The 26,419-nt window shown below is 74.4% G+C and carries 25 protein-coding genes, 1 tRNA gene and 2 pseudogenes; 17 read left to right on the forward strand and 11 right to left on the reverse strand.

Annotation, left to right across the window (positions count from 1 at the left end):
- Positions 1-65 precede the first annotated feature (65 nt).
- Positions 66-746: pseudogene (locus LN652_RS22205) on the reverse strand (PucR family transcriptional regulator); the annotation flags it as partial.
- A gap of 249 nt (positions 747-995) precedes the next feature.
- Between LN652_RS22205 and LN652_RS20895 the strand changes: the two are divergent.
- On the forward strand, positions 996-1,982 hold the full coding sequence (locus LN652_RS20895; RefSeq protein WP_230442500.1) for an alpha/beta fold hydrolase: 987 nt from the start codon (positions 996-998) through the stop codon (positions 1,980-1,982).
- Positions 1,983-1,991: 9 nt separating this feature from the next.
- Here the strand turns inward: LN652_RS20895 and LN652_RS20900 are convergent, their stop codons facing one another.
- Positions 1,992-2,378: a VOC family protein gene (locus tag LN652_RS20900; protein WP_230442501.1), complete on the reverse strand. Its 387-nt coding sequence runs from the start codon at positions 2,376-2,378 to the stop codon at positions 1,992-1,994.
- Between the two features lie 102 nt (positions 2,379-2,480).
- Here LN652_RS20900 and LN652_RS20905 point away from each other — a divergent pair, with 102 nt between their 5' ends.
- The gene (locus tag LN652_RS20905; protein WP_230442502.1) at positions 2,481-3,284 is read left to right on the forward strand and encodes a helix-turn-helix domain-containing protein; all 804 of its coding nucleotides are present in this window, start codon (positions 2,481-2,483) and stop codon (positions 3,282-3,284) included.
- A 101-nt stretch (positions 3,285-3,385) separates the two neighbouring features.
- Here the strand turns inward: LN652_RS20905 and aceE are convergent, their stop codons facing one another.
- On the reverse strand, positions 3,386-6,169 hold the full coding sequence (gene aceE / locus LN652_RS20910) for a pyruvate dehydrogenase (acetyl-transferring), homodimeric type (protein WP_230442503.1): 2,784 nt from the start codon (positions 6,167-6,169) through the stop codon (positions 3,386-3,388).
- Between the two features lie 212 nt (positions 6,170-6,381).
- On the opposite strand from aceE, the gene LN652_RS20915 reads away from it, so the two are divergent.
- From LN652_RS20915 to LN652_RS20940, 6 genes are all read left to right on the forward strand, one after another.
- Positions 6,382-6,810, forward strand: coding sequence for a DUF3052 domain-containing protein (locus LN652_RS20915; RefSeq protein ID WP_268932204.1), 429 nt, complete (start codon positions 6,382-6,384; stop codon positions 6,808-6,810).
- A complete protein-coding gene (locus LN652_RS20920; RefSeq protein ID WP_230442504.1) occupies positions 6,807-8,480 on the forward strand; it encodes an AMP-binding protein in 1,674 nt (557 codons plus the stop codon). Before LN652_RS20915 ends, LN652_RS20920 begins: the two co-directional genes overlap by 4 nt.
- Positions 8,477-8,950 carry a peroxiredoxin gene (locus LN652_RS20925; protein ID WP_230442505.1) on the forward strand — a complete coding sequence of 158 codons (474 nt, stop codon included), beginning with the start codon at positions 8,477-8,479 and terminating at the stop codon, positions 8,948-8,950. Before LN652_RS20920 ends, LN652_RS20925 begins: the two co-directional genes overlap by 4 nt.
- Positions 8,951-9,151: 201 nt before the next feature.
- Positions 9,152-9,223 (forward strand) — tRNA-Val (locus LN652_RS20930).
- Positions 9,224-9,335: 112 nt separating this feature from the next.
- Positions 9,336-9,719 carry a hypothetical protein gene (locus LN652_RS20935; RefSeq protein ID WP_230442506.1) on the forward strand — a complete coding sequence of 128 codons (384 nt, stop codon included), beginning with the start codon at positions 9,336-9,338 and terminating at the stop codon, positions 9,717-9,719.
- A 17-nt stretch (positions 9,720-9,736) separates the two neighbouring features.
- Positions 9,737-10,627, forward strand: coding sequence for a serine/threonine-protein kinase (locus LN652_RS20940; protein ID WP_230442507.1), 891 nt, complete (start codon positions 9,737-9,739; stop codon positions 10,625-10,627).
- A 6-nt stretch (positions 10,628-10,633) separates the two neighbouring features.
- On the opposite strand, the gene LN652_RS20945 is transcribed toward LN652_RS20940, so the two are convergent.
- Genes LN652_RS20945 through LN652_RS20955 form a run of 3 tightly spaced genes read right to left on the reverse strand, consistent with a single transcriptional unit; the run spans position 10,634 to position 13,092 of the window.
- On the reverse strand, positions 10,634-11,302 hold the full coding sequence (locus LN652_RS20945; RefSeq protein WP_230442508.1) for a response regulator transcription factor: 669 nt from the start codon (positions 11,300-11,302) through the stop codon (positions 10,634-10,636).
- Between the two features lie 25 nt (positions 11,303-11,327).
- Complete coding sequence (locus tag LN652_RS20950; protein ID WP_230442509.1) at positions 11,328-12,710, reverse strand: sensor histidine kinase; 1,383 nt, start codon at positions 12,708-12,710, stop codon at positions 11,328-11,330.
- 25 nt (positions 12,711-12,735) lie between these two features.
- The gene (locus LN652_RS20955; RefSeq protein ID WP_230442510.1) at positions 12,736-13,092 is read right to left on the reverse strand and encodes a hypothetical protein; all 357 of its coding nucleotides are present in this window, start codon (positions 13,090-13,092) and stop codon (positions 12,736-12,738) included.
- A gap of 165 nt (positions 13,093-13,257) precedes the next feature.
- Between LN652_RS20955 and LN652_RS20960 the strand changes: the two genes are divergently transcribed.
- The 4 genes from LN652_RS20960 to LN652_RS20975 are packed head-to-tail and all read left to right on the forward strand — an operon-like array spanning position 13,258 to position 17,478.
- Positions 13,258-14,790 carry an AMP-binding protein gene (locus LN652_RS20960; RefSeq protein WP_230442511.1) on the forward strand — a complete coding sequence of 511 codons (1,533 nt, stop codon included), beginning with the start codon at positions 13,258-13,260 and terminating at the stop codon, positions 14,788-14,790.
- A gap of 24 nt (positions 14,791-14,814) precedes the next feature.
- Complete coding sequence (locus tag LN652_RS20965; protein WP_230442512.1) at positions 14,815-15,615, forward strand: Nif3-like dinuclear metal center hexameric protein; 801 nt, start codon at positions 14,815-14,817, stop codon at positions 15,613-15,615.
- 16 nt (positions 15,616-15,631) lie between these two features.
- The gene (locus tag LN652_RS20970) at positions 15,632-16,372 is read left to right on the forward strand and encodes a zinc ribbon domain-containing protein (RefSeq protein WP_230442513.1); all 741 of its coding nucleotides are present in this window, start codon (positions 15,632-15,634) and stop codon (positions 16,370-16,372) included.
- A 14-nt stretch (positions 16,373-16,386) separates the two neighbouring features.
- Positions 16,387-17,478, forward strand: a complete 1,092-nt coding sequence (locus tag LN652_RS20975) for an FUSC family protein (RefSeq protein ID WP_230442514.1) — start codon at positions 16,387-16,389, stop codon at positions 17,476-17,478.
- A gap of 328 nt (positions 17,479-17,806) precedes the next feature.
- Here LN652_RS20975 and yaaA read toward each other — a convergent pair whose 3' ends face one another.
- Positions 17,807-18,586 (reverse strand): peroxide stress protein YaaA, encoded by a 780-nt coding sequence (gene yaaA, locus LN652_RS20980; protein WP_230442515.1) that lies wholly within the window; start codon positions 18,584-18,586, stop codon positions 17,807-17,809.
- Positions 18,587-18,789: 203 nt separating this feature from the next.
- Between yaaA and LN652_RS20985 the strand changes: the two genes are divergently transcribed.
- Positions 18,790-20,259: an RNB domain-containing ribonuclease gene (locus tag LN652_RS20985; protein WP_230442516.1), complete on the forward strand. Its 1,470-nt coding sequence runs from the start codon at positions 18,790-18,792 to the stop codon at positions 20,257-20,259.
- Between the two features lie 79 nt (positions 20,260-20,338).
- The gene (locus tag LN652_RS20990) at positions 20,339-21,052 is read left to right on the forward strand and encodes a CDP-alcohol phosphatidyltransferase family protein (protein ID WP_230442517.1); all 714 of its coding nucleotides are present in this window, start codon (positions 20,339-20,341) and stop codon (positions 21,050-21,052) included.
- On the opposite strand, the gene LN652_RS20995 is transcribed toward LN652_RS20990, so the two are convergent.
- From LN652_RS20995 to LN652_RS21010, 4 genes are read right to left on the reverse strand one after another with little or no spacing between them, the layout of a single operon-like run.
- Positions 21,035-21,322 carry a hypothetical protein gene (locus tag LN652_RS20995; RefSeq protein ID WP_230442518.1) on the reverse strand — a complete coding sequence of 96 codons (288 nt, stop codon included), beginning with the start codon at positions 21,320-21,322 and terminating at the stop codon, positions 21,035-21,037. The two genes, LN652_RS20990 and LN652_RS20995, sit on opposite strands and share 18 nt — an antisense overlap.
- Positions 21,313-21,753, reverse strand: a complete 441-nt coding sequence (locus LN652_RS21000; protein WP_230442519.1) for an anti-sigma factor family protein — start codon at positions 21,751-21,753, stop codon at positions 21,313-21,315. The genes LN652_RS20995 and LN652_RS21000 overlap by 10 nt, the downstream gene beginning before the upstream one ends.
- The gene (locus LN652_RS21005; protein WP_230442520.1) at positions 21,750-22,268 is read right to left on the reverse strand and encodes a sigma-70 family RNA polymerase sigma factor; all 519 of its coding nucleotides are present in this window, start codon (positions 22,266-22,268) and stop codon (positions 21,750-21,752) included. Before LN652_RS21005 ends, LN652_RS21000 begins: the two co-directional genes overlap by 4 nt.
- Before the next feature lie 43 nt (positions 22,269-22,311).
- On the reverse strand, positions 22,312-24,021 hold the full coding sequence (locus tag LN652_RS21010) for a sulfatase-like hydrolase/transferase (RefSeq protein ID WP_230442521.1): 1,710 nt from the start codon (positions 24,019-24,021) through the stop codon (positions 22,312-22,314).
- A 76-nt stretch (positions 24,022-24,097) separates the two neighbouring features.
- Here LN652_RS21010 and LN652_RS21015 point away from each other — a divergent pair, with 76 nt between their 5' ends.
- The 3 genes and pseudogenes from LN652_RS21015 to LN652_RS22210 all read left to right on the forward strand — a co-directional run.
- The gene (locus tag LN652_RS21015; protein WP_230442522.1) at positions 24,098-25,117 is read left to right on the forward strand and encodes a zinc-dependent alcohol dehydrogenase; all 1,020 of its coding nucleotides are present in this window, start codon (positions 24,098-24,100) and stop codon (positions 25,115-25,117) included.
- Entirely contained in the window at positions 25,105-25,500 is a 396-nt protein-coding gene (locus LN652_RS21020) for a 6-pyruvoyl trahydropterin synthase family protein (RefSeq protein ID WP_230442523.1), read from the forward strand. The genes LN652_RS21015 and LN652_RS21020 overlap by 13 nt, the downstream gene beginning before the upstream one ends.
- Before the next feature lie 371 nt (positions 25,501-25,871).
- Positions 25,872-26,411 (forward strand): annotated as a pseudogene (locus LN652_RS22210) (glycosyltransferase family 4 protein); the annotation flags it as partial.
- Positions 26,412-26,419: the final 8 nt, after the last annotated feature.

Consider the following 26,419-nt stretch of genomic DNA (forward strand, 5'->3'; position numbering starts at 1 on the left):
GGTGGGCGGACAGCGCGGCCCGCGCCGACGCGCTGGCGTGGGCGAGGTCGGCGGTGACCGGGCCGACGACGACCGGCCCGTCGCCGAAGTGGTCGAGCAGGCGGGTGGCGGCCTTGAGCGGGTCGGAAGACCCCGCCGAGGACCACGACGAGCCGCTCGCCCTGGGTGGCGCAGAGGGCGTCCATGCCGCCGGCGCGCGCCGAGCGGCGCACGGACTCGAAGACGTCGAGCTCGGCGCGGTGCGGGGCCGTGGTGCCCAGCACGACCGCCACGTCGCCGTGCGCACCCCACCCCAGCGCGCTGGCACGCGAGAGCACCGTCTCGTCGGCCTCCGCGCGCACGACGGCGTCGACGACCAGCGCCTCGAGCCGGGCGTCCCACGCGCCGCGCGACTCGGCGGCGCGGGCGTAGACCGCGGCGGTGGCGAACGCCACCTCGCGGGCGTAGCGCAGGACCGCGTCGTGGACCTGGCGGGCGTCCTCGGGGTGGAGCAGGTCGTCGATGGTGGTCTCGACGACCCGGATGCTGAGCCGGACCAGCTCGACCGTCTGCTGCAGCGAGATGACACCGGTGAGCTCGCGGGGCGCGGCGCCGAACACGACCACGGCGAGGGGGTCGTGGGCGGCGGCCTCGACCTCGCCGTCGTACCAGTCCACGAAGCCCCGGATCCCGGCCTGGACGATCAGGCCGACCCACGAGCGGTCCTCGGCGCTGAGGTCGTCGAACCAGGGCAGGTCGGTGGCCATCCGGCCGGTCGCGGCCGTGCTCAGGGCACCGGCGGAGCTGCGGAGCGCGTCGGCGGCGCGACGACGGGAGGCGGGCACGGGGTCGACTGTAGTGGGGGTGGGCTGGTAGTGGGATTCCCACGAACGCCGCCCGACAGGTCACGATCCGGCATCGGCGCGCCGTCCCGCCGGTGCGGGTGGGCCCGGCGCGTCGCCGGTCTGGTTGAATCCCGGGACCCCCACCCCCGGCCCACCCCCCATGGAGTCCGCGTGCGCCGTCGCAGCAACCCGCACCTGCAGCACGTCACCGTGCACGGGCACCGCCGTGCGTACGTCCGGCGCGGGTCCGGGCCGGTCGTGCTGCTGCTGCACGGGCTGGCGTGCGACCACACCACGTGGGACCCGGTGATCGAGTCGCTCGCGCGCACCCACACCGTCATCGCGCCGGACCTGCTGGGTCACGGCGCGTCGGACAAGCCCCGGGCCGACTACAGCGTGGGCGGCTACGCCAACGGCATGCGCGACCTGCTCACCGTGCTGGGCGTCGACACGGCGACCGTCGTCGGCCACAGCTTCGGCGGCGGCGTGGCGATGCAGTTCGCCTACCAGTACCCCGAGCGCACCGAGCGGCTCGTGCTGGTCGGCTCCGGCGGCCTCGGCCCCGAGGTCAGCCCGGCCGTCCGCGCGATCACCACGCCCGGCTTCCAGCAGGCGATGGGCGTGCTGGCGCTGCCCGGGCTCCGCCACGCGACCACCACGGCGATGCGCCTGCTGTCCCGCTCGGGGGTGAGCCAGCTGCGCGACCTCGACGAGGTCGCCGACATCTACGACTCCTTCGCCGACCCGCGCACCCGGGCCGCGATCCGCCACGTGGTCCGCGCGGTCGTCGACTGGCGCGGGCAGATCGTGACGATGGCCGACCGCGCCTACCTCACCGAGGCGATGCCGATGTTGGTCGTGTGGGGCGCCGACGACATGGTCGTGCCGGTGACGCACGCGAGCAACGCCGGCGCGCTCGCGCCGACCGCGCGGATCGAGGTGATCCCCAACGCGGGGCACTTCCCGCACAAGGACCACCCGGAGCGGTTCGTGAGGATCGTGCGCGACTTCATCCGCACGACCCGGCCCGCCGCCCACGACCGCGAGCGGTGGCGCGAGCTGCTCGAGGAGGGCGCGCCCGTGCCGCCGGTGCACGCCGGCGCGGGGGAGCCGCCGTTGGCGCCCGTCCACTCCGTGCGGCGCGCGACGGGCGCCTGAACGCCCCGCCTAGCCCCAGCTGGCCGCGTCGGTCAGGCAGAACGGGTGCCCGGCCGGGTCGAGGAGCACCCGCCAGGTCTCGCCCGGCTGCGGGTCCGCGAGGCGGGCACCGAGGCCGACGGCCCGCTCGGCCGCCGCGTCGAGGTCGTCGACGGCCAGGTCGAGGTGGAACTGCTTGCGCCCGCCCTCGTCGGGCCACGCGGGCGGTTGGTGCCCCTCGACCCGTCCCAGGCCGAGGGCCGGGCCACCGTCGGGGGAGGTGAGCATGGCGTAGTCGTCGGTGCTCGCCGCCACCTCCCAGCCCAGGAACGCCGACCAGAAGTCGGCGGACGGTGCGACCTCGGCACAGTCCAGGGTCACCATCGCGATGCGTGCGGTCCGGTCCTGCTCGGCCACGGGCGTCTCCTCTGCTCGTCGGGTGGGGTCGTCCCATCCTGTCCTCGCCCGGGCGCCGCGCGCTTGGACAAACGCGACACGGGCGCGGCCTAGGGTGGCGTCGTGCCCACCCCGACCGGTCGCTCGCACGCCGTCCTGCACCCCAGCCGCGCGCGCCAGCGGATCGAGGTCGGCCGCAGCGGACCGGACGCCGGGCTCGCCGACCTGGTGGACTACTTCTGGTGGGTGCGCTGGGACGTGCCCGAGCCGCACGAGCAGGAGGTCGTGCCGCGCCCGGTCGTGCACGTCTCGGCCGAGGTCCTCGCCGACGGCCCGCGGCTGGTGGTGACCGGCGTGCACCAGCGGATGTTCAGCAGGCGTCTCGTCGGGCAGGGGCACACGGTCGCCGCCGGGTTCCGGCCGGCGGGGTTCCGGCCGCTGCTGCGCGGTGACGTCGGGGCGCTGCAGGACCGCGAGGTCCGGGCGGTGGAGGTGCTCGGCGTCGACGACCGCCCGGTGGCCGAGGAGGTCCTGGCGTGCGAGCGCCCGGAGGACGGGGCCGAGGTGCTCGGCCGCTGGCTCGCGGCGCTGCCGCGCGAGGACGACCCGCTGGTCGGCCGGCTCGCCGACCTCGTCGAGCGGGCCGAGCAGGACCCGGCGCTGGTGCGCGCCGGACAGCTCGCGGACCTGGCCGGGGTGAGCCTGCGGACGCTGCAGCGCTGGTTCCGCAGCCACGTCGGCATCGGTCCCAAGTGGGTCGTGCAGCGGTTCCGGCTGCTCGACGCGGTGGCGGCCGCCCACGGCGAGGACGACGTCGACTGGGCCGGGCTGGCGGCGCGCCTGGGCTACGCCGACCAGTCGCACCTGGTCCGGGCCTTCACGCAGCTGGTGGGCCACCCTCCCGCTGCCTACGCGCGGGAGGCGTGAGCCACCCCACTGCGTTCACGGTTCCCCCGCTGCGCTCCTCCTCCGAGAACGCAGCGGGGACCCCGTGACCCACCAAGTGGTCGTGCCGGGGGAGACGCCGGTCAGGCATCCCCGCCTTCCTGCTTGATGTCCTGCGTCGCGGTCGGGTCGTCGATCTTGTAGCGCCGGGCGGCCTCGACGACCTTCTCCACCGGGACCTCGCCGGCGTCGGCGAGGGCCTGGAGGGCCTGCACGACGACGCTGACGGCGTCGATGTGGAAGAACCGGCGCGCGGCCGGGCGGGTGTCGGCGAAGCCGAACCCGTCGGCGCCGAGCACGCGGTAGTCGGCCGGCACCCAGCGGGCGATCTGCAGCGGGACGGCCCGCATGTAGTCCGACACCGCCACGACGGGGCCCTGCACGCCGGCGAGCTTGTCGCTGACGTAGGCGGTGCGCTTGTCGGAGCCGGGGTTGAGCAGGTTCCACTGCTCGGCCGCGGCGCCGTCACGGGCCAGCTCGTTCCACGAGGTGACCGACCACAGGTCAGCCTGGACGCCCCAGTCCTCGGCGAGGATGCGGGCCGCGTCCTGGATCCACGGGTAGCCCACGCCGGAGGCCATCAGCTGGACCCGCGGGCCCTCGCCCTCGGCGGTCGACACCCGGTGGATGCCCTTGAGGATGCCGTCGACGTCGACGTCGGCGGGCTCGGCGGGCTGGCTGACCGGCTCGTTGTAGACGGTGAGGTAGAAGATGACGTCCTCGGCGTCGGCGCCGTACATCCGCTCGAGGCCGTTCTGCATGATGTGCGCGATCTCGTAGCCGAACGCCGGGTCGTAGTGCACGACCGCCGGGTTGGTCGCCGCGAGCAGCGGCGAGTGGCCGTCGGCGTGCTGCAGGCCCTCGCCGGTGAGGGTGGTGCGACCGGCGGTGGCGCCGATGAGGAAGCCGCGGGACAGCTGGTCGGCCATCGCCCACACCGAGTCGCCGGTGCGCTGGAAGCCGAACATCGAGTAGAAGATGTAGAACGGGATCATGTGCTCGCCGTGCGTGGAGTACGCCGAGCCGGCGGCCGTGGCCGACGCCATCGCGCCCGCCTCGGAGATGCCCTCGTGGAGCATCTGGCCCTGCGCGGACTCCTTGTAGGAGAGCAGCATCTTGCGGTCGACCGACTCGTACTGCTGGCCGCCCGGGTTGTAGACCTTGGCGCTCGGGAACATCGAGTCCATGCCGAACGTGCGGTACTCGTCGGGGGCGATCGGGACGAGGCGCTCGCCGATCTCCGGGTCCTTCATCCAGTCGCGCAGCAGGCGCACGGCCGCCATCGTGGTGGCGAACTTGTTCTTGCCCGAGCCCTGCTTCAGCTCGGCGTAGAGCTCGTCGCCGGGCAGCTTGAGCGCGGTGGCCCGGTTGACGCGGCGGGGGATCGAGCCGCCGAGCGCCTGGCGGCGCTCGAGCATGTAGGCGATCTCCGGCGAGTCGGCGCCCGGGTGGTAGAACGGCGCGCCGCCGGTCTTCTCGTAGGACTCCTCGAGGTCGCGGTCGCTGATCGGGAGGTAGAGCCGGTCGCGGAACTTCTTCAGGTCCGGGAGCGTGAGCTTCTTCATCTGGTGGGTGGCGTTCTTGCCCTCGAGGGCGTCGATCGTCCATCCCTTGATGGTGTGGGCGAGGATCACCGTCGGCTGACCGGTGTGCTTGGTCGCGGCGTCGAACGCGGCGTAGACCTTGCGGTAGTCGTGGCCACCGCGCGGCAGCTTCTCGATCTGCTGGTCGGACATGTGCTCGACCATCTTGCGCAGGCGCGGGTCGGAGCCGAAGAAGTGCTCGCGGACGTAGGCGCCGTCCTCGGTGGAGTAGGTCTGGAACTGGCCGTCGGGCGTGGAGTTCATCCGGTTGACCAGGACGCCGTCCATGTCCTTGGCGAGCAGGGCGTCCCACTCGCGGCCCCAGACGACCTTGATGACGTTCCAGCCGGCGCCGCGGAAGTTGGCCTCCAGCTCCTGCATGATCTTGCCGTTGCCCGTCACGGGACCGTCGAGCTGCTGCAGGTTGCAGTTGATCACCCAGGTGAGGTTGTCGAGCTCCTCGCGGGCGGCGACGCGGATGGCGCCGAGCGACTCGGGCTCGGCCATCTCGCCGTCGCCCATGAAGGCCCACACGTGCTGCTGCGAGGTGTCCTTGATGCCGCGGTTGTCCATGTAGCGGTTGAACCGGGCCTGGTAGATCGAGTTGATGGCGGTGAGGCCCATCGACACGGTCGGGAACTCCCAGAAGTCCGGCATCAGGCGCGGGTGGGGGTACGACGGCAGGCCGGCGCCGGTGCCGTGCTGGACCTCCTGGCGGAAGCGGTAGAGCTGCTCCTCGCTGAGGCGACCCTCGAGGAAGGCGCGGGCGTAGACGCCCGGCGAGCCGTGGCCCTGGATGTAGATCTGGTCGCCACCGCCCTCGTGGTCCTTGCCGCGGAAGAAGTGGTTGAAGCCGACCTCGTAGAGGGAGGCCGAGGACTGGTAGGTCGCGATGTGGCCGCCGACCTCGAGGCCCTTGCGGTTCGCGCTGGACACCATCACCGCGGCGTTCCAGCGGATGAACGCGCGGATGCGGCGCTCGACCTCCTCGTCGCCGGGGAACCACGGCTCGCGCTCGGGCGGGATGGTGTTGATGTAGTCGGTGGAGCGCAGCGCCGGGACGCCGACCTGCTTCTCGCGGGCCCGCTCGAGCAGGCGGAGCATGACGTAGCGGGCCCGGTCCCGACCGCGGTCGTCGAGCATCGCGTCGAAGGACGCGAGCCACTCCTGGGTCTCGTCGGGGTCGATGTCGGGCAGCTGGGTGGGGAGTCCCTCGTGGATGACCGACGGCGTGGCAGGAGCCTGCCTGGTCGTGCTCTGCGGGGACTTCTCGGCGTCACTCACCTGCTCATCGTGTCACGCGAGTCGGCACCGCGAAATCTACCGGCGGGTAGGCGGTCGCCGCGCGTGATCCGCGTCGCTCGCGGGCTCCGTGGACGCCCTCGCGACGAGCCGCGCCACGCCCGCCGGGCGGGACGGGGTTGCAGGTCCCGCTGTGTTCGGGTGGACTATGCGTGACCTGCGCCGATGGCGCATCCGGACACAGGAGGCACTGCGTGAGCTCGACGGTGGGCGGTTCCGCCCCGGTGACAGGCACGGGGGACCGGCTCGGGCTCAAGCCCGGCATGGTCGTCCAGGAACTCGGCTGGGACAACGACACCGATGACGAGCTCCGCGTCGCGGTCGAGGACTGCATCGACGCCGACATGGTCGACGGTGACTACGGCAACGTCGTGGACGCGGTGCTGCTGTGGTGGCGCGACGACGACGGCGACCTCGTCGACGGCCTCGTCGACGCGCTGACCGACCTGGTCGGCGGGGGATCGATCTGGCTGCTCACCCCCAAGGTGGGTCGGCCCGGCACGGTCGACGCCGCCGACGTCGCGGAGGCGGCCCCGATCGCCGGCCTCTCGCAGACCACGACGGCGTCCGTCAGCAAGGACTGGCAGGCCACCCGTCTGGTCGCTCCGAAGACTCCCGCGTGACCCCCGCCCGGTCGGGGGCGATCGGAGGCGCGGCCGGCGCGGTGGTCGGCACGCTGGCGGGGGCCGGCACGACGCTGCGCGTGCTGGGCCGCGCGGGCGTGATCCGGCCGTACGGCCCGCGCACGCTGGCCCACTTGGGCCGCACCGTGCTGCGCTGGGGGACCGGTCCGGCCGGCGGGTTCGCCTCGCTCGCGGACCGCGCCCCGCACCGGGTCGGCCTGGTCGACGAGCTGGGCGAGCTGACGTGGGGCGAGCTGCACCGCCGGTCCAACTCGGTGGCCCGCGCGTTCGCCGAGCGCGGCGTGCGCGAGGGTGACGCCGTGGCCGTGATGTGCCGCAACCACCGCGGCTTCGTCGAGGCCTCGATCGCGGCCGCGAAGCTCGGCGCCGACATCCTCTACCTCAACACCGCGTTCGCCGGGCCGCAGCTGGTCGACGTCCTCGACCGCGAGGCCCCGCGGCTGGTGGTGCACGACGAGGAGTTCACCGACCTGCTCGCCGGCGCCAGCGTCGAGCGCCGGGTGCTCGCGTGGACCGACGGCGACGCCGCGGGGGAGACCCTCGAGCAGCTCGCCGCCGCCCACGACGAGGGCGACCTGCACCCGCCCGAGCGGCACGCGAGGATCGTGATCCTGACCTCGGGCACCACCGGCACCCCGAAGGGTGCGCCGCGGCGGGAGGCGGGCATCGACGCGGCCGTCTCGCTGCTCTCGCGCATGCCGCTGCGCGCCGGCTGGCGCACCCACATCGCGGCGCCGCTGTTCCACACGTGGGGCTTCGCCCACCTCGCGCTGGCGATGCTGCTCGGCTCGACCGTCGTGCTGCGCCGCACCTTCGACCCCGAGGTCGCGCTGCGCACCACCCAGGACGAGCGGTGCGAGTCGCTGGTCGTCATCCCGGTCATGCTGCAGCGGATGCTCGCGCTGCCGCCGGACGTGCTCGACTCCGTCGACCTCGGCCGCGTCGAGGTCGTGGCGTCGTCGGGCTCGGCGCTGCCGGCGACGCTCGCCGAGGCGTGGATGGACCGCTTCGGCGACCACCTCTACAACATCTACGGCTCGACCGAGGTGGCCTACGCCTCGATCGCGACGCCGGAGGACCTGCGCGCGGACCCGACGTCGGCGGGACGCCCGCCGTACGGCACCGTCGTGCGGATCCTCGACGAGGGGGCCCACGAGGTCGCGCAGGGGGAGACCGGGCGGATCTTCGTCGGCAACGGCCTGCTCTTCGAGGGCTACACCCACGGCGGGTCCAAGGAGGTCGTCGACGGGCTGATGGCGTCCGGCGACGTGGGCTTCTTCGACGCCGCCGGACGACTCCACGTCGCGGGGCGCGACGACGACATGATCGTCTCCGGCGGGGAGAACGTGTTCCCCCACGAGGTCGAGGACTGCCTGGTCTCCCACGAGCACGTGGTGGAGGTCGCTGCACTGGGCGTCGTGGACGACGACTACGGTCAGCGGCTGAGGGCCTTCGTCGTGCGCAGCGGCGAGGTGTCCGCCGACCAGCTGCGCGACCACGTGAAGGCCCACCTGGCCCGGTTCAAGGTGCCGCGGGAGATCGTCTTCGTCGACGAGCTGCCGCGCAACGCGACCGGCAAGGTGCTCAAGCGCGAGCTGGCAGGGTGGGACGAGCGGGACGACGTGCAGGACAGCGAGGAGCAAGGGTGAGCGGTCAGGGTCTGTGCCTCGGCGAGGAGGCGCCCGACTTCGCGTTGCGCGACCAGTTCGGCCAGGACACCCGCCTCACGGACTTCCGCGGCCGCAAGGCGGTCGTGCTGATGTTCTTCCCGTTCGCGTTCTCCGGCGTGTGCACCGGGGAGCTGTCGGGGGTGCGGGACCGGCTCGACGAGTTCCTCACCTTCGACACCGAGGTGCTGGCGCTCTCCTGCGACCCGGTCTACGCGCTGCGGTCGTTCGCGGAGGCCGAGGGGCTGCACTTCCCGCTGCTCTCGGACTTCTGGCCGCACGGCGCGGTGGCGTCGGCCTACGACGTCTTCGACGCCACCAAGGGCGCGCCCCGCCGCTCGTCGTACGTCGTCGACCGCGACGGCCTGCTGCGGTGGTCGGTGCACAACGCGAACCCCGACGGCCGGGACCTCGACGAGCACCTGCGCGAGCTCCAGGCCGCGCTCCACTGACCCCGGATCGGCCCCTCCCACGCTCCGGTCTAGACCGGAACGGGCAGAAATGCGGTAAACCGCGGACAGCCTTGGGCAGAGGTGTAATCTTCTACTTGTTGAGCCGCTGGTGACCCGAGACGCCAGCGGCTCAACTCATTTCCCCGCGGCCCCTCCGGGCTTTTCCGGCCCTCCCGGCCGGTCCCGTAGTGTGTGCCGCGCGCGTCGGTAGCTCAGCGGTAGAGCACTCGGTTTACACCCGAGCGGTCGGCGGTTCGAAACCGTCCCGACGCACCCTCCGCGGCCGCGTGAGAGCCCTCTCATCCGCGCCTCACCGACGGCTCACGCCGCCGCACCACAGTTCTCGTCACCGGGCCGGCACGGCCCACCGACGAGAGGAACTCCGATGCGGAAGCTCATCCCCACCACCCTGCTGGGTGTCGCCGGCCTGACCGCCTTCGGCCTGATCGGCATGTCGGCGCCCGTCGCCACCGCCGGCGACGAGGCGGCCAAGCGCGAGGACGACGCGCCGGCGCTCGTGCTCGTCGCGGACGACGACGACGACGACACCAACGACGACGACGACACGCAGACCAACAGCCCGTCCTACACCGGCCAGAGCCGCGACACGAACGACAACACCAACAGCCGGGTCACCGACGTGAGCCGCGACCGCGACAAGAGCCGCGGCGACAAGACCCGTGACTGGACCCGCGACGGCGGCGACAAGACGCGCGACAAGACGGCCAACAACACCAACGACCGCAGCCGCAACGACACCCGCGGCTGAGCAGGGACGCAGACGAGATGGGCACGCGCGACGACGTCTGGCACCTCGCGGAGGGTGACCTCCTCGCCCCCGGCCTGAGCGCGATGAAGCGCCTGGGCGGAGGGTCCGCCTACGAGGCCTGGCTGTGCTTCGACGAGGTGACCTGGTCGGCGGTCGTGGTCAAGGTGCTGCGTCCCTCCCAGGTCGAGGACGAGTCCTCCCGGCGCGGGCTGCGCCGGGAGGTGCTCGCCCTCGCCACGATCAACCACCCCGTCGTGGTCAGGGGGCTCCGCGACGGGCAGGACGGGGACCGGCCGCACGTCGTGCTCGAGCACGTCGACGGCCCGCGGCTCTCCAGCCTGGTCCGGCGCCACGGCCGGTTGCAGGAGCAGCAGTACCTGCCGCTCGCGATCGACGTGGCCTCCGCCCTGCACTACCTGCGGCAGGTGGGCTGGACCCATCTCGACATCAAGCCCAGCAACATCATCATGGGCGCTCCGGCGCGGCTGATCGACCTCTCGGTCGCCCGGCCGGAGGAGGACGCCCGCCGGCTGCGCCACCCGATCGGCACCGATGCCTACATGTCGCCGGAGCAGTGCGACCCGACCGGCCCGGGCGGCGCCGTGCCGTCGTACGCCTCCGACGTCTGGGGCCTCGGGGCCACGCTCTTCCACGCCGTCGCCGGGTTCCGCCCGTTCGCCCACGGCGACCCGGACGCGGACGACGTACGCCTGCGCTTCCCGCAGCTGGCGCAGCCTCCGGCGCCGCTGCCGGACGGGGTGCCGCCGACGGTGGCCGAGGTCATCGCCGCCTGCCTGCGCCCGGACCCGGGCGCCCGGCCGCTGCCGCACGAGGTCGCCGACGCCCTCGAGCCGGTGCTGGCCGGACTGCCGCGCGGCTCCCTCGCCGGGTTCCGGATCCGCGGCTGACGCCGCTCAGGGGTCGAGCCGGTAGCCGACCCCGCGCACGGTCGAGATGGCGTCGGCGCCCAGCTTCTTGCGGAGGTAGCCGACGTAGACGTCGACGACGTTGGAGCCCGGGTCGAAGTCGTAGCCCCACACCAGGTCGAGCAGCTGCTCCCTGGTCAGCACCTGGCCCGGGTTGAGGAAGAAGATCTCGGCGAGCGCGAACTCGCGCGCCGACAGCTCGGACTCGCCCCCGGGTCCCGACACGCACCGGGTGCGGCGGTCGAGGCGCAGCCGGCCCACGACGACGTCGTCGCCCGTCGGGGAGTCGGCCGGGGCGAGCGCCCGCAGCCGCAGGCGTACCCGGGCCATCAGCTCCGCGAAGCGGAACGGCTTGGCCATGTAGTCGTCCGCGCCGTTGTCGAGGGCGGCGACGGTGTCGGTGACCGAGTCGCGCGCGGTGAGCACGATGACCGGCATCCGGCTGCCCTGGGAGCGCAGCTGGTCGAGCACCTCGAAGCCGTCCATGCCGGGCAGGCCGATGTCGAGCACCATCAGGTCGAAGCGCCCGGACAGCGCCTCGTCGAGGCCGCTGGGTCCGTCGACGGCCACCGTGGGCTGGTGCCCCTCGGCCCGCAGGCCCTTCGCCACGAACGAGGCGATCCGGGCCTCGTCCTCCACGATCAGGATCTGTGCCACGCGTGCCTCCTCGGCTCGTCGGTCGTCACTCGGGCCTCCGCTCGGGCAGCACGATCTCCACGCGGGCGCCGTGCGGTGCGGCGTCGCCGATCACCACCTCGCCCCCGTGGGCGTCGGCGATCGCGCGCACGATGCTGAGCCCCAGGCCGAACCCGTCGTCGCCGGCACGGACGTGGCTGCGGCCGAAGCGCTCGAGCACCGCCTCCCGGTCCTCGGGCGCGATGCCGTCGCCGGCGTCGCGGACCCAGAGCCGCACGACCCCGTCCCCGCGGGCGGAGCCGACGGCCACCACGGCGCCGGTGTCGGTGTGCTTGACCGCGTTGTCGGCGAGCTGGAGCAGCGCCTGGGTGACGCGCTGCTCGTCGAGGACGCAGCGCCCGCGCGCCGTCTCGTCGAGCTGCCAGTCACGCTCGCCGAGCGCCCTCGCCTTGGCGAGCACGGCCCGGGTGAGCGGGGCCAGGTCGACCTCGCCGAGCACGAGGAAGTCGGGACGCCGGCTCTTCGCGAGCAGGATCAGGTCGGTCACCAGGCGCGACATCCGGTCGACCTCGTCGAGCAGCAGGTCACGGGTCGCGAGCAGGTCGTCGGGATCGTCGGGGTCGAGCAGCTCGAGGTGGCCGCGGACCACGGTGAGCGGGGTCTTGAGCTCGTGGCCGGCGTCGTCGAGGAACTGCCGCTGTGCCGCGAAGCCTGCGTCCAGGCGCTCGAGCATGCCGTTGATGGTGCGGGTCAGGGCGGTGATGTCGTCGTTGCCGCGCTCGGGGATCCGGAGCGACAGGTCGGTGGTGGTGATCTCGCGGGCCGTCTCCTCCAGGGTGCGCAGCGGCGCGAGCAGGCGCCCCGACTGGAAGGCCGCGATCGTGGTGAGCAGGCCGAGCGACAGGAGCGCCACGAGCGCGTACGTCCGCAGGGTGCCGTCGAGCTCCTCGTGCTCGTCGCGCAGGAAGTTGACGATGACCAGCGCGCCGCGACCGCGGGTGTCGGTCACCGGGACGACCGTCACCCAGGTCTCGCCGAAGGTCGGCGACTCGATGGTCCGGGTGCCGCCGACGTCGGCGAGGTCGGCGAGGACCTCCCGGTAGGCGGGCTCGTCGAGGACCTCCTGGCCGTAGCGGTTGCGCGTGGCCAGGGTCTCCTCGCCGCTGACGTAGCCGACCAGGAGCTCGTCGTCGTCGGGGACGTTGCGGGTCAGGAAGACCTCGAGCAGGTTGCCCACGTCGACGAACGGGTCGCCGGTCTCGGGATCGATCCGCAGCTCGCGGAACTCGGCGATCTCCTGGCTGATCTGCTCGCTCACCGAGCGCTCGATGCGCGCGGACTCGAGGGCGTAGACGAGCACGCCGGCGCCCGCCATCGCGGCAGCGGTGAGCACGGCGATGACGACCGTGATGCGGGTCCGGACGGACACCCGCGCGACGCGTCGGCGCACACCGTCAGTCGTCCCCGCCGTCGGCCCGGTCGTCCGTGTCGTCATCGTCAGGCCCGTCGTCGTCCCGGTCGTCGTCCCAGTCGTCGTCATCCTCCCCGACGGGCACAGGCGGCGGTGTCACGACCCGCGCCTGGTCACCGTCCTGCTGACCCGGACGTGGCGGTGCGGGCCGCTCGGTCGGCCGCTGCGGGTCGGGCTGCCGCGAGGGACCGGACGTCCCGCGGTCGGGCGCGTCGCGCAGGATCACGGGGCTGTGGTCGGCCGGCACGGGGTTGCCCGCAGACGCCAGCGACCCCGCGACGTAGGCCGTCACGGGCACCACGAGCGCCATCAGGAGGAGCACCTTGGCGAGCCGGCTCATGCCGGTCATCGTGGGCCCCGATCGTGGAGGCCGGATGAGAGGACCATGAGAGCTCTCTCATCCGGCCGCTCGGCGCGAGCCGCTGACCGCCTGCCGCAGGTCGCTCGCGACCCGAGGTGACGCGTGCCACAGTGGGCTCGCCAGGTCATCGAAGGGAGCCCCACCGTGTTCGTCCCGTTCAGCGTCAACGACTTCCTCGACCGTGCCCGCACGGTCTACGGGGAGCGCACCGGCTTCGTCGACGAGCCGGACCAGCCCGCCGCCGGGCTCGGGACGCGCACCTACGCCGAGGTCCACGCGCTCGCCCGCCGCCAGGCCGCCCGGCTCGACGAGCTCGGCATCGGCGTCGGCGACCGGGTCGCGGTGATCTCCCACAACAGCGCGCGCCTGCTGACGTCGTTCTGGGGCGTGTGCGGGTCGGGGCGGGTGCTGGTGCCGATCAACTTCCGGCTCCGCCCGGACGAGATCGCCTACATCGTGGCGCACTCCGGCGCCCGGGTCCTCTACGTCGACCCCGAGCTCGTCGACTCGGTCCGCGACATCGACGTCGAGCACCGGTTCGTCCTCGGCGACGACGACGCCCTCTACGCGGCGGCCGGTGCCGAGCCGAAGCCCTGGGAGCCCGACGAGCACGCCACGGCGACCATCAACTACACCTCCGGCACGACCGCGCGGCCCAAGGGCGTCCAGCTCACCCACCGCAACCTGTGGACCAACGCCCTCACCTTCGGCCTGCACGCCGGTGTCACCGACCGCGACGTCTACCTCCACACGCTCCCGATGTTCCACGCGAACGGCTGGGGGATGCCCTTCACGATGGCCGGGCTCGGGGTCCCGCAGGTCGTGCTGCGCAAGGTCGACGGGGCCGAGATCCTGCGCCGGGTCGAGCAGCACGGCGTGACCGTCATGTGCGCCGCGCCGGCCGTCGCCGCGGCGGTCCTCGACGCCGCGCAGACCTGGGACGGCGAGATCCCCGGACGCGACCGGGTGCGGATCATCATGGCCGGCGCCCCGCCGCCGACGAGGACCGTCGTGCGGGTCCAGGAGGAGCTCGGCTGGGAGTTCCTGCAGATCTACGGCCTCACCGAGACCTCGCCGCTGCTCACCGTCAACCGGACGCGCGCCGAGTGGGACGACCTCTCGCCGGAGGACCGCGCGGCGAAGCTGGTGCGGGCCGGCGCCCCGGCGCTGGGCGTCACACTGCGCACCGACGAGCACGGCGAGGTGCTGGCGCGCTCCAACGTCATCCTCACCGGCTACTGGGAGCGCCCGGACGAGACCGACAAGGCGCTGGTGGACGGCTGGTTCCACACCGGCGACGGCGGCGTGATCGGCGACGACGGCTACCTCACGATCTCGGACCGCAAGAAGGACGTGATCATCACCGGCGGCGAGAACGTCTCCTCGATCGAGGTCGAGGACGTGCTGTTCTCGCACCCCGCGGTCGCCGAGGTCGCGGTGATCGGTGTCCCGAGCGAGAAGTGGGGCGAGACCATCAAGGCACTCGTCGTGCTCGCCGACGGCGCCAGCGCGGACGAGGCGGAGCTGATCGCGTGGTGCAAGGACAAGGCGGCCGGCTACAAGGCGCCGACGTCGATCGAGTTCCGCGACGAGCTCGCCCGCACCGCGACCGGCAAGCTGCAGAAGTTCAAGCTGCGCCAGCCCTACTGGGAGGGGCAGGAGCGGCAGGTCAACTGACCCACGACGGCTAGCCTTCGCGGCATGCCCCGCCTCGCCGACGTCGCCGACCTGCTGCACGCCTGGTACCCACCCGCGACGGCTGACTCCTGGGACGCCGTCGGGCTGGTGGCGGGCGACCCCGACGCGGAGGTGTCGCGGGTCGCGTTCGCCGTCGACCCGACGATCGAGGTCGCGCGGGAGGCGGTGGACTGGGGTGCCGACCTGCTCGTGGTGCACCACCCGCTGCTGCTCACGCCGGTGAGCTCGGTCGCCGCGACGACGCCGAAGGGCCGCACGCTGCACGCCCTCACCGCCGGTGGGTGCGCGCTGCTCACCGCCCACACCAACGCCGACCAGGCGGCCGGTGGCGTCTCGGAGTCGCTGGCGCTCGCGCTGGGGCTCGAGGACCTCGAGCCGATCCGTCCCGCGTCCGAGGGCGCCACGACCGGCACCGGCCGGATCGGCACCCTCGCCCCGACCACCCTCGACGACTTCGCCGCACGGGTCGCCGCCGCGCTGCCCGCGACGGCCCACGGCGTACGCGTCGCGGGCGACCCGGACCGCCCGGTCCGGCGGGTGGCGGTCTGCGGGGGAGCGGGCGACTTCCTGCTCGACGAGCTCGCCACGAGCGACGTGGACGCGTACGTCACCAGCGACCTGCGCCACCACCGCGCCGGCGAGTTCCTCGAGCACGGCGGCCCGGCCCTCGTCGACGTGGCGCACTGGGCGGCGGAGTGGACGTGGCTGCCGGTGGTGGAGGGTCGGCTGCGCGCAACCATGGGCGATAGGGTCGAGACGCGGGTCAGCACGCTGTGCACCGACCCGTGGAAGTTCCGTCACTGAAGCCAGGAGCGCGCCGTTGAAGGCAGATCCCACCCACCAGCTCCAGCTGCTCGACGTCGCCGAGCTCGACCGGCGGCTCGCCCAGCTGCGCCACCAGCGCGCCCACCTGCCCGAGCTGGCCGAGATCGCCGCCCTCGAGCAGGAGCGCACCGCCCTCACCGACCAGGTCCGTGACGCGCGGATCGTCGTCGACGACCTCACCGTCGAGCAGGCGAAGGCCGACCGCGAGGTCGAGCAGGTGAAGACCCGCCGCGAGCGCGACCGCACCCGGATGGACGCCGGTCAGGTCACCAACCCCAAGGACCTCGAGCGGATGCAGCACGAGCTGGTCTCCCTCGAGCGCCGCATCGGCACCCTGGAGGACGCGGAGCTCGAGGTGATGGAGGCGCTGGAGCAGGCGCAGCAGACGCTCGACGGCCTCGGCATCCGCGCCGACGACCTCGACCGCCGCCTCGCCGAGCTGGTGACCGCGCGCGACGAGAAGCAGGCCGAGGCCGACGCCGCGATCGCCGAGGTGACGGCCGCCCGCGGCCCCGCCACCGACGGCGTCCCCGACGACCTGATGGCGCTCTACGAGCGCCTGCGCGAGCAGAAGGGCATCGGTGCGGCGCTCCTGCGGGCGCGCCAGTGCGGCGGCTGCCAGCTGACGCTCGACGCCGCCGAGCTCTCCCGCATCCGGTCCGCCCCGGCCGACGAGGTGGTCCGCTGCGAGGAGTGCCAGCGCATCCTGGTGCGCACCGACGAGTCGGGACTCTGAGAGCAGCCAGGGTCGTGCGGCTCGACGCGGAGGTGATGGCCGCACGCGGGCGCACGTCCCTGCGGGCCCGGGTCGCGCGGCTGCGGGCCAAGGGCTGGGTGATCGGCCAGTGCGCGATCGCCGCCGGAGTCGCGTGGTGGCTGGCCCACGACGTGTTCGGCCACCAGCTGCCGTTCTTCGCACCGATCGCGGCCGTGGTCTCGCTGGGGATGTCCTACGGGCAGCGCCAGCGCCGGGTCGCCGAGGTGACCGTCGGCGTCGCGCTGGGCGTGTTCCTCGGTGACGCCACGACGCACCTGATCGGCTCGGGCGGGCTGCAGATCGCGCTCATCGTCGCGGCCGGCATGTCGATCGCGCTGCTCCTCGACGCCGGCCAGCTGCTCGTCATCCAGGCGGCCGTGCAGGGCATCGTGGTCGCGGCCCTCGCCCCGGCGCCCGGCGCCGCGTTCCTCCGCTGGACCGACGCGATCATCGGCGGCGCAGTGGCGCTGGTGGCCGCGACGGTGGTGCCACGCGCCCCGCTGCGCAAGCCGCGCGACCAGGCCGCGGTCGTGGTCCGCAAGATCGCCTCGCTGCTCAGCTGCGCCGCCGACCGGCTCGGCGACGGCGACGTGGAGCGGGCGCTCGCGGCGCTGAGGGACGCCCGCTCGACCGACGTGCTGATCGCCGAGCTCCGCGCCGCCTCCGAGGAGGGGCTCTCGGTGGTCAGCTCCTCGCCCTTCCGACGTCGCCACGGCGAGCACCAGCGCCAGCTCGCGGAGCTGGTCGAGCCGCTCGACGTGGCGCTGCGCAACACCCGCGTCGTGGTCCGGCGGGTCGCCGTCGCCTGCTACCGACGCGAGCCGGTGCCGACGTCGTACGCCTCCCTGATGCGCGACCTGTCGGCGCTCGCCGAGCGGGTCGCCGACGAGCTCGTGGCCGACCGGATGGCGGTCGCGGTCATCGACGACCTGGTCGCGCTCGGCCGGGCCACTGCGACGGTCGAGCACAGCGACGACCTGTCGGCCGAGGTGATCCTCGCGCAGGTGCGCTCGATCATCGCCGACCTGCTCGCGCTGTGCGGGGTGGACCCGCTCGAGGCGACGGACCTGATCCCGCTGCGGTGAGCGGACCGGCCGGCCGGGAGCGAGGGTGGCGGCACACGACATCGCGTGCCGTGATGGTGGCGGTCGGACGCGTCGAAAGTGGCGGCAGCCGACATCGGTCCGACGAGGGTGGCGGCAGACGACATCGGTCCGACGAGGGTGGCGGCAGACGACATCGGATCTGGCTGTCGGGATGTCGTGTGCCGCCACAGTGGGGCGCCGGATGTCGTGTGCCGCCACAGTGGGGCGCCGGATGTCGTGTGCCGCCACGGTGGGGCGCCGGATGTCGTGTGCCGCCACGGTGGGGCGCCGGATGTCGTGTGCCGCCACCCTGGGGAGGCGGGAGGGCTCAGACCGCGGTCACGACGACGTCGAGCCGGGTGCCCTGGGCGGTCGGCTCGCCGAGCTCGACGGACCAGCCGAGCCGCACGAGGGCGTCGGCGAGCGCCCTCGGGGTGCGCGGGTCGGCCCCGTCCTCGAGCAGGGCGCGGACGATGCGGCCCTTGGTCGCCTTGTTGAAGTGGCTCACGACCGTGCGGCGCCCGCCCGACTCGTGGAGCACCCGCACGGTCGCGACGCGGCGCGCCACGTCGGCCGGCGGGCGCCAGAACGCGGCGTACGAGGTGGAGCGCAGGTCGACGAGCAGGCCCCCGCGCATCGCGTCGGTGACGGCCTCGCCGAGCGCCTCGCGCCACACGCCGGCGACCGATCCCACGCCGGGCAGCACGGCGTCGCCGGAGAGCCGGTAGGCCGGGATCCGGTCGCCCGGGCGGACCATCCCGAACAGCGCGCTGGTGACCGCGAGCCGGCCGGTCGCGCGGCGGCGGGCGGCCGGGGTGAGGGTGGCGGGGTCGAGGGCGTCGTAGAGGACGCCGGTGTAGATCGCGTCGGCGCGCGCGGTCGGTGCGGTCGGGAGGTCGGCGTTGCGCGCGACCAGGTCGAGCTGGGCCGGCCCCAGCCCGAGCACCGTCGCCGCCCGGTCCGCGTCGTCGCGGCACAGGGCGACCAGCGCGTCGAGCAGCCGGGTCCGGGCCGCGGTGAGCACGGGGGAGGAGAGGGCGTCGAGGTCGAGGGGCTTCCCGCGGCGGGGAGCGGTCTTGCCCTCGCTGGGCGGCAGCAGGATCAGCACCGGCACAGGGTAGGGGCGAGCCCCTCGCGTCCTCGGACCCAGCCCGGTCTCGCCGCGTCCGCTGGCCGTGCGCTCGTCCCTCGCGCTCCCTGACCAGCCGGGTTTCGACGCGCGGTCGCGAGCTCGCAGGCTCGCTCGCGCGCTTGCTCAACCTCCCGCCACACGCCGTGCGCTCGTCCCTCGCGCCCGGCTAGTGTCGTGACATGCCGAGCAACCGTGTGGTCAGGGTCCGGGCGAGCGAGGGCAGCGCCACGGCGCAGGAGATGCGCGAGGGGATCGCCGCGATCCAGGCCGAGATGCGGGTGACGCCGGACTTCCCCGAGGCGGTCGAGCGGGCGGCGGCGGAGGCGGCCGCGCACCCGCGCCTGCCGGAGCTGGACCGCACCGACATCGAGCTGGTCACGATCGACCCGGAGTCCGCGCGCGACCTCGACCAGGCCATGCACATCTCCCGCGACCCCGACGTGCCCGGGGGCTACGTCGTGCACTACGCGATCGCCGACGTCGCCGCGTTCGTCAGCCCCGGCGACCCGGTCGACGTCGAGGCGCGCCGCCGCGGCGAGACGCTCTACGGCGCCGACTCGAAGGTCCCGCTGCACCCGAAGGTGCTCAGCGAGGACGCCGCGTCGCTGCTCCCCGACGAGGTGCGCCCCGCGCTCCTGTGGACGATCAAGGTCGACGAGACCGGCGAGGGCACCGACGTGGAGGTGGTCCGCGCGCGGGTGCGCTCGCGCGCCCAGCTGGCCTACGACGCCGTCCAGGCCGACCTCGACGCCGGCCGGGCGAGCGAGCTGGTCGGGCTGCTGAAGGAGGTCGGCGAGCTGCGCCTGGCCCGGGAGGCCGCCCGCGGCGGGGTCTCGCTGCCGCTGCCCGAGCAGGAGCTGGTCGACGCCGGGGACCACTGGGAGCTCGAGTTCCGCCAGCAGCTGCCGGTGGAGGCGTGGAACGCGCAGATCTCGCTGCTCACCGGCATGGCGGCCGCGTCGCTGATGGTCTACGCGCGCGTCGGCATCCTGCGCACCCTCCCGCCGGCCGACCCCCGCGACGTCCAGCGGCTGCACCGCACCGCCCGCGCCCTCGGGATCGACTGGCCCGCCGAGCAGCTCTACCCCGACTTCATCCGCTCGCTCGACCCGTCGCTGCCGCGCCACGCCGCGATGGTGGTGGCCTGCACCCGGCTGCTGCGCGGGGCGGCGTACGTCTCGTTCAACGGCGAGCTGCCCGCGCAGGCGCAGCACTCGGCGCTGGCGTCGGAGTACGCCCACGTCACCGCGCCGCTGCGGCGCCTGGTCGACCGGTTCGCCGGCGAGGTCTGCGTGGCGCTGTGCGCCGGCACCGAGGTGCCGGGCTGGGTGCTCGAGGCGATGGCCGACCTGCCCGACACGATGCGCGAGTCCGGCCGCCGCGCGAACCAGTACGAGAACGCCGTCGTCGACCTGTGCGAGGCGGAGCTGCTGTCCGGGCGCGTGGGGGAGCGGTTCACCGCGGTCGTCGTCGACGTCGAGGAGAAGGACCCGGGGCGTGGTGACCTGACCATCCAGGAGCCGGCGGTCGAGGCGTCGGTCTCGGGCCCCGGCGAGCTCCCGCTCGGCGAGCAGGTCACGGTCGAGCTGGTGCGGGCCGACCCGGCCAGCCGGTCGGTCGACTTCCGCCTGGTCGCCGCCGACGGCTGAACCGACCGGGCCCCGGCACCGTCCTCCCCGACAGCGGCCCGGCGGCGCACCCGCCGCGGGACCGGGACGGAGGTGGACGGTGGAGGTGCGTCGCGGCCTGCTCACGTGTGCGGGCGGCCTGGTGGTGCTCCTCGCCGTGCTCGGCGTCGGGGTGGTCGGCTGGGCTGCCGCCGGCCTCGGTGCGGTGGTCCTGGCCGTCGCGGCCGACCGGCGCGCGTCGGTCGACGACGTGGCGCGACTCGGACCCGCGGACGCGGTCACCCTGGCCCGGGCGACGCTGGCGTGCGGCGTGCTGGGACTGGTCGCCGAGGCGGCCACCGGCGTCGGGGTCGTGGAGCGGCTCGTGCCGCTGGCGGCCGTGGCGCTGGCCCTCGACCTCGTCGACGGCAAGGTCGCCCGCCGGACCGGCACGGTGTCGCCGTTCGGGGCCCGGCTCGACGGCGAGTCCGACGCCTTCCTCATCCTGGTGCTCAGCGTGCACGTCGCCCGCGACGTCGGCGCGTGGGTCCTCGCGCTCGGGCTGGTCCGCTACGCGTACGCCGGGGTGGCTGCCCTGGTCCCGTGGATGCAGCGGACCCTGCCGCCGCGCTACTGGCGCAAGGTGGTGGCCGCCTACGTCGGGATCACGCTGGCGGTGGCCGCCTCCGGCGTGCCGCCCGCCACGGCGACGGGGGCCGCGCTCGTGCTCGCCGCGGCGCTGCTGGCGGAGTCCTTCGGCTGGGACGTGGTCTGGCTGTGGCGCACCCGGCGGCTGGCCGTCGACGCTCCGGTGGCCTCACGCACCCAGGCGTAGGACCACCCGGCCGTCGGTGGTGCGCACCTCCACGTCGGCGATGTCGTCGCGGCGCACGGCCGTCGCGGCCGGGACGGTCATCGTCGTGCCGCTGACCGACGTCCAGCTCCCCACCTGCTCGGTGCGGCCGCGCTCGTCGGTGACGAAGAGGAGGTAGTCGACCTCCTCGGGGAGGTCGATGCCGATGGCGTCCTTGTCGTAGGTGCAGGTGAGCACCATCCGGGTCCCCCAGGTGACCGGCTCGAGCCCGAGCTCGGCGGTCAGGGGCACGTCGCCCTGCGCGACCATCGCGCGCGACTCCGTGGGTGGCGTGGTCCGGGCGTCGCTGCCCACCGCGCCGACGGCGGCCGGTCGGCGAGGTCGAGGGCGGCCGGGACGGCGAGCGCGAGCGCCGCGGCGGCCGCGCCGGCGAGCGCGGCGACGACGGTCGCCCGACGTCGACGGCGCGCGACGACGGTGCGGGTCAACGACGCGAGGAGCGCCGGCGGCAGCGGCGGGTCGGGCACGGGGTCGGCGAGGACGCGCGCGTCGGCGAGGTCGAGCAGCCCCGGCATCCCGGCGAGCGAGCGGACGGAGGTGGAGCACGCCTCGCAGGTCGGGAGGTGCCGCTCGAAGGCGAGCCGCTCGGTCGGGCTCAGCGCGCCCAGGACGTAGGCGGCGTCGTCGTGGGCGTGCGGGCACGCCCCGGACGGCGTGGTCATGCCGTCACCCCCATCTCCTCCAGCGCCAGCCGCAGCGCGCGCAGCGCGTAGTGGGTGCGGGACTTCACGGTGCCGGGCGGCACGCCGAGGCTGCGTGCCACGTCGGCCACCGGCCGGCCGCGGTAGTAGCACTCGAGCAGGACGGTGCGGTGGTCCCGGGAGAGGTGGGTGAGCGCCTCGGCCACCACCCACGACAGCAGCAGCTGGTCGCTCTGGTCGGCGTCGACGGCGCGGTGCTGCTCGGGCACCTCCTCGACCGGGGTCTCCGGGTGGGCGCGCCGGCTGCGCCAGTCGTCGATGACGATGTGCCGCGCCACGGTGAACAGCCACGACCGCACGGCGGCGGGCGGGCTGGCGAGGATCTCGCCGTGCCGCCAGGCGCGCAGGAGCGTCTCCTGCACGACGTCCTCGGCGCGGCCCCGGTCGTGGTCGACCAGGCGCAGGCAGAACCGCCAGAGCACGTCGGCGTGCTCGTCGTGCAGCTGCTGCATCAGCGCGACCTCGTCCCGCGGCATGGTCCCTCCTCCCGGGGAAGGACGGCACGCGGACCGCTGAGGTTCACCGTGCGGCCGCCTCGGTGGTGCCATTGTCGCCCGTCGGGTCGCCGGTCGGGCCGAACGCGGCCACGAACGCGTCGCGGAACGCGTCCATGCGCCACACCGGCGCGCCCGCGCCGGGCCGCAGTCCCGGCTCCCAGCCCCACCCGTCGACGCGCCGCACGAGCGACCGGTCACGGGTGAGCAGGCTCACCGGCACGTCGTGGCCGGGATCCTCGCCCGAGACCACGGTCGCCGGCTGGTGGTCGCCCAGCACGACCACGACGGGCTCGCGCCCGGACGGGGCCGGCGGGAGGGTCGAGAGGAACGTGGACACCGACTCGAGCGAGTACGCCACGGAGCCGGCGTAGGCCGCCCGCACCCGGTCCGGGTCGGGCCAGATGTCGGCCTCCGACGGCAGCGTCTCCGGCATCTCGTCGAACACCGACCCGTCGCCGACGGCGTCCTGCGGGACGGGCCGCGGGGTGCGCGACCACGGCGCGTGGCTGCTGATCAGGTCGATCTCCGCCATGACCGGGCGGCGGTCGGTCCCGGCGAGCTCGAGACGTCCGAACGCGTGGAGGGTGAACTGGTCGGGCATGGTGGGGTAGCCGAAGCGCGGGCCGCGGTAGCCGATGTTGCGGGAGTCGTAGACGTGGTCGAGGTCGTAGAACGCGCCCTGTGGCCAGTCGCGGGTGTTGGCCGGCACCACCGCGACCGTGCGCCAGCCCGCGCGGCCGAACAGGCTGCTCAGCGTCTCGCGCCGGGTGGTGACGAGCTGGTCGTAGCGCTGCTGGCTGTCGACCCACAGCCCGGACTGCAGGGTGGAGTGCGCCAGCCAGCTCAACGCGCCGAAGGTGGGGGAGGTGAGGGACGCGCTGCGCGCCGTCCAGCCGCTGCGACGCAGGTCGTCGCCGGCGCTCGCGAGGGCGCGGTCCACCACCGGGGACAGGCCGGGGTCGTCGAGCGCGACCCGGCCGTAGCTCTCGACGAACACCACCAGCACGTCGCGGCCGCGCAGCGCGGTGAAGAGGTCGCCGTCGGGCGTGCGGGCGAGCGGGTCGGTCCGCGCTGCCTGCGCGAACTCGCGGCGGTCGCGCAGCTGCGAGGGCACCCGGGCCACCTGGGCGTAGAGGTAGTCCGCGGTGGCGTCGGAGGCCAGCGGCAGCGCGCCGACCCGGACGCCGGCGACGCTGAGCAGCACCCACGCCGGCGCGAGCACGGCGAGCGTACGAAGCGTGGCGCCGCGGTGGTCGCGGGTCAGCCGGGCCAGCCGGACGACGGACAGCGGCACCACCAGCACGACGGCCACGAGGGCCGCTGCGGCGAGGAGCAGCAGGCCCACGCCCAGCGGTCCCTCGACGGACGCGCGGGCCGTCTCGACGAGGTCGCCGGCGTAGCGCCAGTCGATCAGCGGGTCGAAGGGTCGGTTGAGCGCCCGGAGGAACCCGACGTCGAGGACCCGCAGGAGCGTCGCCACCGTGAGCAGGGCGCCGGCGACCACCACGACGGCCCGGCGCGTGCGGCGCAGCCGCCGGGGGAGGACGAGCAGCACCGCGACCAGCACCAGCAGTTCCAGCGGCAGGCGCACGAGCGCGGCCGGGGTGGTGTCGGTGACCCGGACGGGGAGGGCCGAGGCGACCACGACGACGGCGACGGCGAGCGCGCTCGCCAGCCACGACCACGCGCGGCGCGCACGTCGTTGAACCGTCGACACGTCGTCTCCGTTCATCCCGGCACAGGAGCCGGCCCGCAGGTGTAGACGGACCACGAGCGGTGCCGGTTCACTGGCAGGCGGAGGAGGACGGATGCGGGAGGCGCGGGCGTTCTGGCTGCGGGAGCCCGGGGTCGGGGAGATCAGGGTGGTCGACCTGCCCGCCCCGGGGCCGGACGACGTGCGGGTCCGCTCGCTGCGGTCGGCGGTGAGCCGCGGGACCGAGTCGCTCGTCTTCGCCGGCCGGGTGCCGCGCGACCAGCACGACGCGATGCGAGCGCCCTTCCAGGAGGGCGACTTCCCGGCGCCGGTGAAGTACGGCTACCTCAACGTGGGCGTGGTCGAGGCGGGGCCCCGCGCGCTGCTCGGCCGCGAGGTGTTCTGCCTGCACCCGCACCAGACGGCGTACGTCGTCCCCGCCGGGGCCGTGTCGCCGCTCCCGGCGGGCGTGCCGGTGGCGCGCGCGGTCCTCGCCGGGCTGCTGGAGACGGCGCTCAACGCGCTGTGGGACGTGCCGCCGCTGCTCGGCGACCGGGTGGCGGTGGTGGGCGGGGGCGCGCTCGGCTGCTGCGTGGCCCGCCTGGTCTCGCGGGTGCCGGGCACGGAGGTGACCGTGGTCGACGTCGACCCGCGGCGCGCGGACGTCGCCGAGCGGCTCGGCGTGGGGTTCGCCCTCCCGGACGACGCCACCGGCGGGTGCGACGTGGTGGTCCACACCAGCGCGACGTCCGACGGCCTCCAGCGCTCGCTCGACCTGCTCGCGCCCGAGGGCACGGTGGTCGAGCTCAGCTGGTACGGCGACGAGCCGACGAGCGTCCACCTCGGGGGGCGCTTCCACTCCGCGCGCCTCTCGATCCGGGCCAGCCAGGTGGGCCGGGTCGCCACCCCGCGGCGCTCGAGCCGCTCCACCTCCGACCGGCTGGCGCTGGCGCTGCGGCTGCTGCGCGACGACGCCTACGACGCCCTGCTGACGGGGGAGTCGCCCTTCGAGGCGCTGCCGGACGTGATGGCGCGGATCGCGTCGCGCGAGCTGGCCGGGCTGTGCCACACGATCACCTACGACCCGGCGCCGGAGCCGGCAGGGACGGGAGGACGGGTGCCGTGCACGGCGTGACGGTCCGCGACCACATGATGGTGGCCCACAGCCTCCGCGGGGAGGTGTTCGGGCCGGCCCAGCAGCTCCACGGCGCGACGTTCGTCGTCGACGCCACCTTCCGCGGTGCCGAGCTCGACGAGCACGGGATCCTGGTCGACATCGGGCGCGCCGCGCAGGCCCTGGCCGCGGTGGTGGGGGAGCTCTCCTACCGCAACCTCGACGACGTGGCGGCCTTCGCGGGCGTCAACACCACCACGGAGGTCCTCGCCCGCCACGTCGCGGACCGGCTGGCCGAGCGGGTCCGCTCGGGGGAGCTGGGCGACGCCGGCCACGTCACCGGCCTGGTCGTCACGCTCCACGAGTCGCCCTCGGCGTGGGCGAGCTTCGAGAGGTCCCTGTGAGCGGCGTGGTGCGCGTCCTCGTGCCCGGCGGCGTCGCCGACCCCGGGCGCGCCAGCGGCGGCAACACCTACGACCGCCGGCTGTGCGACACGCTGCGCGCGAGCGGCTGGTCGCTCCTGGTCCACGAGGTCGACGGCGGGTGGCCGTGGGACCCGGAGCACGGCCGCGCCGGGCTGGCCGCCGCGCTCGCGGGCGTCCCCGACGGGCAGGTGGTCCTGGTCGACGGCCTGCTCGCGTCCCGGCTCCCGCAGGTCGTCGTCCCCGAGGCGGCCCGGGTCCGGGTGGTGCTCCTGGTGCACCTGCCGGTCGGGGTCGACGACGTCGCCGCCCGGTGGTCCGAACGCCGGGTGGTCGCGGCGGCCACGTCGGTGGTGACCACGAGCGCCTGGACCCGCGACTGGCTGGTCGGCGAGTACGGCCTGGCGCCCCACCGGGTCGCGGTGGCCCGCCCCGGCGTCGACGCAGCCGCACGCTCGCCCGGGTCGGGGGACGGCGCCTCGCTGCTCGTGGTCGGCAACCTCAGCCCGGTCAAGGGCCACGACCAGCTGCTCGCCGCGCTCGCGGACCTGACGGACCTGGGCTGGCGGTGCCGCTGGATCGGGTCCACCACGGTCGCGCCGTCGTTCGTCTCGCGCCTGCGGGACGCGGCGGCGGGTCTGGGCATCGACGACCGGCTCGAGCTGACCGGCACGCTCACCGGTGCGCGCCTCGACGCCGCCTACGCCGACGGCGACCTGCTCGTCCTGCCCAGCCGCCGCGAGACCTACGCGATGGTGGTCACCGAGGCGCTGGCGCGCGGCCTCCCCGTGGTCGCGACCGCCGTCGGTGGGGTCGCCGAGGCGCTCGACGGCGCGCCGCCAGCCGACGCGGCGCGGGCCGGGGTGCTGGTCGAGCCGGACGACCCGGCCGCGCTGGCGGA

This window comes from Nocardioides okcheonensis, from assembly GCF_020991065.1.
In the GTDB taxonomy this organism is placed as follows: domain Bacteria; phylum Actinomycetota; class Actinomycetes; order Propionibacteriales; family Nocardioidaceae; genus Nocardioides; species Nocardioides okcheonensis.